We start from the raw sequence: 3,430 nt of genomic DNA on the forward strand, positions 1-3,430 counted from the left end.
CAGGAGCGGGGCGACTTCGACAACCTCAGGGGAGCCGGCAAACCCATCCCGCATCGCAGCGACGACGAGCTGTGGTGGGTGAAGGACTATCTGCGCCGGGAAGGACTGTCCACCGAGGCGTTCCTGCCGCCCCCGCTGCAACTGCGCAAGGAGATCGAGCGGTTGCGCAGCACCGTGCTCGACGTACCCTCCGAGCCGGCGGTGCGGCAGATCGTCCGGGAGCTGAACCGGCGGATCGTGGACTGCCTGCGCGCACCGAGCGGCCCCCTGGTCCCCATCCACAGGGTCGACCCGGAGGAGGTGGTCCGGCAGTGGGCCGCGGACCGGGCGGAGCTGCGGTCGAAACGCGCCGAGCGGGCCGCGGCAGCGGCCGCCGTGCTGCGCGAGTACGCCCCCGAGCCGCCGCGTAGGCGCTGGTGGCACCGAGTCCTGGGAATACGGTCCGCCGGAACCTGAGGCGCAGCGCGGCGACGAGTTCGCTCCCCCGAATCCGCACGACCGCACAGCCGCGCGGTCCACAGCCGTCCGCGACCACCATTTGCTGATTGTCGGGGCGTTCGTCGGTTCGTGTCGCGGAGACGAAAGTGCCGTCCCGGTCGGCGTACCCGTTGCCAGCAGACTGCCAGGAACGTCCCAAGGTTCCTCGAGCGTCACCGGCTGTACTGGTGTCGTTCGCATCGCGTTCACCGCACAGCGGTTCGCCGACGAGAGGCCGGTTCCATGGGAGTGTTCGACCGATTCCGCGCGTCCTCCGCGAAGGGCACGCACCGGGCGGAGGACGTCCCCACCGCACCGACCGGCTACCAGCAGACCGCCGGCAGGCTGCACGCCTTCAACCGCTACGAGATCAAATACTTCGTCGACGAGATGAAGGTCCCCGAACTGCGGCGGGAACTCGCGGCGCGGATGGACACCGATCCGTATTCGCCCCACGGCGGGTACCCGGTCACCTCGCTCTACTACGACACGCCGGACCTGCGGTTCTACTGGGAGAAGATCGAGGGCCTGCGGTTCCGGCGCAAGCTGCGGATGCGCCTGTACGGCAACCCTTCCGAATGCACCGACGACACGACGGTGCACATCGAGATCAAGCAGCGCGTCAACCGCGTCACCCAGAAACGGCGCATCGCAGTGCCGTACGGGAACGCGCGACGCTGGCTCGACGGACGGCAGGAGATCGACTGCGAACCCTCGCAACGCCCGTTCGCCCACGAGGTGACGACGCTGATCGGCAACCTCGACCTGCGGCCGATCGTGACCACCGGCTACCTGCGGGAGGCGTTCGTCGGCCGCGAGGCCGACCTCGGCCTGCGAGTGACGATCGACCACAAGGTGCACGGCCGCGACCGCGACTTCCACTTCGCCTCGGGAGCACAGAACCGGTTCGTCGTCCCGCCGAGGCTGGCGATCGTCGAACTGAAGGCCAACGAACGCGTTCCGTACTGGGCGACCGATCTGACCGCCCGGCTGGACATGTCGGTCGTCCGCGTCTCGAAGTACTGCCAGTCCGTCGAGGCGTTCGGCCTCGCTCCGCGCTCCCGGATGGGCGCCCCCGAACTCGTTCTGCCGCAAGGCTTCGACGACCGTGTGCCGACCGGTCTCTTCGAGACCTCGACGATGGCGCGCTGACCGCCGCACCGCCTGCCCGCGTCCCCGCAGGGGGCGCCGTTCCCGTCCCTACACCGAACCAGGACCATCATGAATTTCGACCTGCAAGACCTCAGCGGGACGTTCACGACGTTCGACATCATCGTGTCGCTGTCGCTGTCGTTCGTGCTCGCCTCGATCATCGGCTGGGTCTACCGCCACACCCACAGGAACGTCTCCTACAGCCAGTCCTACGTGCAGACCCTCGTGCTGGTCGGCATGGTGATCTCGCTGATCATGCTGGTCGTCGGCTCCAACATCGCCCGCGCGTTCGCACTCGTCGGCGCCCTGTCGGTGGTTCGATTCCGCAACGCCATCAAGGAAACTCGCGATGTAGGCTTCATCTTCCTGGTGATGGCCGTCGGCATGACGACCGGCACCCGCTTCTACCTGCTGGCGATCGCCGCGACGATCGCGATCTGCCTGGTGCTGCTGATCATGAACAAGTTCAACTGGTTCAAGCTCGACGTCCAGCGTCAGGTCGTGAAGGTGCAGGTGCCGCCGGAGCAGGAGTACAACGCGCTGGTCGAGGACGTGCTCATCCGGTACTGCTCCGAGTTCGAACTGGTCTCCACCGAATCCGTTCGCTCCGGTGCGCTGACCGAGCTGTACTACACCGCGCAGCTGAAGAAGGGCACGAAGCCGAACGAGCTGATCTCGGCCCTGAGTGCGGTCAACACCGGCCAGCGGGTGACCGTCCTGACCGGATACGACCAGACGGACATCTGATGGACGACACACCCACCGCCGGGCAGTCGCCGCCGCGGCGCCGGCTCCGGCACCGGGTCCCGACGTCGCTGCGCCGGCACTGGAAACTCCTGGCTGTGTTCGTCGTGTTCGTGACGATCCTGGCGACCGTGTTCGGGGCGACCCGCATCCGCCCGTACATCACCGGCGACCCGACGATCATCGCCTCGGAGATCACCGACAACATCACCGGCACGGTGGACCTGTTCGACGCCTCGGTCCCGCACGAACTGTCGGTCGAGATCACCGACGCGGAATACGACGAGATGATCACCGCCTTCCAGAGCACCGGCGAGAAGAAGTGGGTCACCGCCGATGTCACCATCGACGGCACGCTGATCACCGACGTCTCGGTGCGGTTGAAGGGCAACTCCACCCTCATGGGCGTGCGCGGCGAGGACGCCGGGCCCGGCGGCGAGGGCTTCGAGCCCCCGGAGGGGATGGAGCTGCCCGACGGATTCGATCCGGCGGCCATGGGCGGCCCGGGCGGCATGTCGCAGGCGTCCGAGGACGATCCGACGTCGCTGCCGCTGCTCATCAGCTTCGACGAGAACGCCGACGGCCGCGCCTACCAGGGCATGACCGAGATCTCGGTGCGCCCCGGCTCGCCCGTGCTCAACGAGGCGATGGCCCTGTCGCTGACCGCGGAGACCGGGCAGCCGACGCAGCGCTACGCGTACACGGTCTATTCGGTCAACGACAGCGCCACCACCACGCGCCTGCTGCTCGAACACCCCGACGACACGTATGCGAACTCCCTGTTCGACTCCGACGGCTACCTGTACAAGGCGGACGCGTCGTCGCGGTTCGAGTACATCGGCGACGACCAGTCGGACTACGCCGACCAGTTCGAGCAGATCAATGCGGTCGGGACGGGGAACCTGCAGCCGGTCGTCAGCTTCCTGAAGTGGCTGGACTCGGCGAGCGACGAGGAGTTCGGCGCACACCTGTCGGAGTGGGTGGACGTGGACTCGTTCGCGCGGTACGTCGCCACGCAGAACCTGCTCGTCAACGGTGACGACATGAGCGGGCCGGG

General features: G+C 67.3%; 4 protein-coding genes. All 4 read left to right on the forward strand.

The genetic code is table 11. From position 1 onward, the window contains the following. A partial coding sequence (locus tag AIIKEEIJ_RS13185) for a DnaJ family domain-containing protein (RefSeq protein ID WP_161995834.1) occupies positions 1-456 on the forward strand: 456 nt, incomplete at its 5' end. A gap of 264 nt (positions 457-720) precedes the next feature. Then, on the forward strand, positions 721-1,629 hold the full coding sequence (locus tag AIIKEEIJ_RS13190) for a VTC domain-containing protein (protein ID WP_161995835.1): 909 nt from the start codon (positions 721-723) through the stop codon (positions 1,627-1,629). 69 nt (positions 1,630-1,698) lie between these two features. Continuing rightward, positions 1,699-2,376, forward strand: coding sequence for a DUF4956 domain-containing protein (locus AIIKEEIJ_RS13195; protein ID WP_006944084.1), 678 nt, complete (start codon positions 1,699-1,701; stop codon positions 2,374-2,376). After that, positions 2,376-3,430: CotH kinase family protein (locus tag AIIKEEIJ_RS13200; protein WP_202916991.1), on the forward strand; the 1,055-nt coding region annotated here is incomplete at its 3' end. The genes AIIKEEIJ_RS13195 and AIIKEEIJ_RS13200, both read left to right, overlap by 1 nt.

The sequence above is a fragment of the Rhodococcus sp. YH1 genome (assembly GCF_009939605.1).
Classification (GTDB): Bacteria; Actinomycetota; Actinomycetes; order Mycobacteriales; family Mycobacteriaceae; genus Rhodococcus; species Rhodococcus aetherivorans.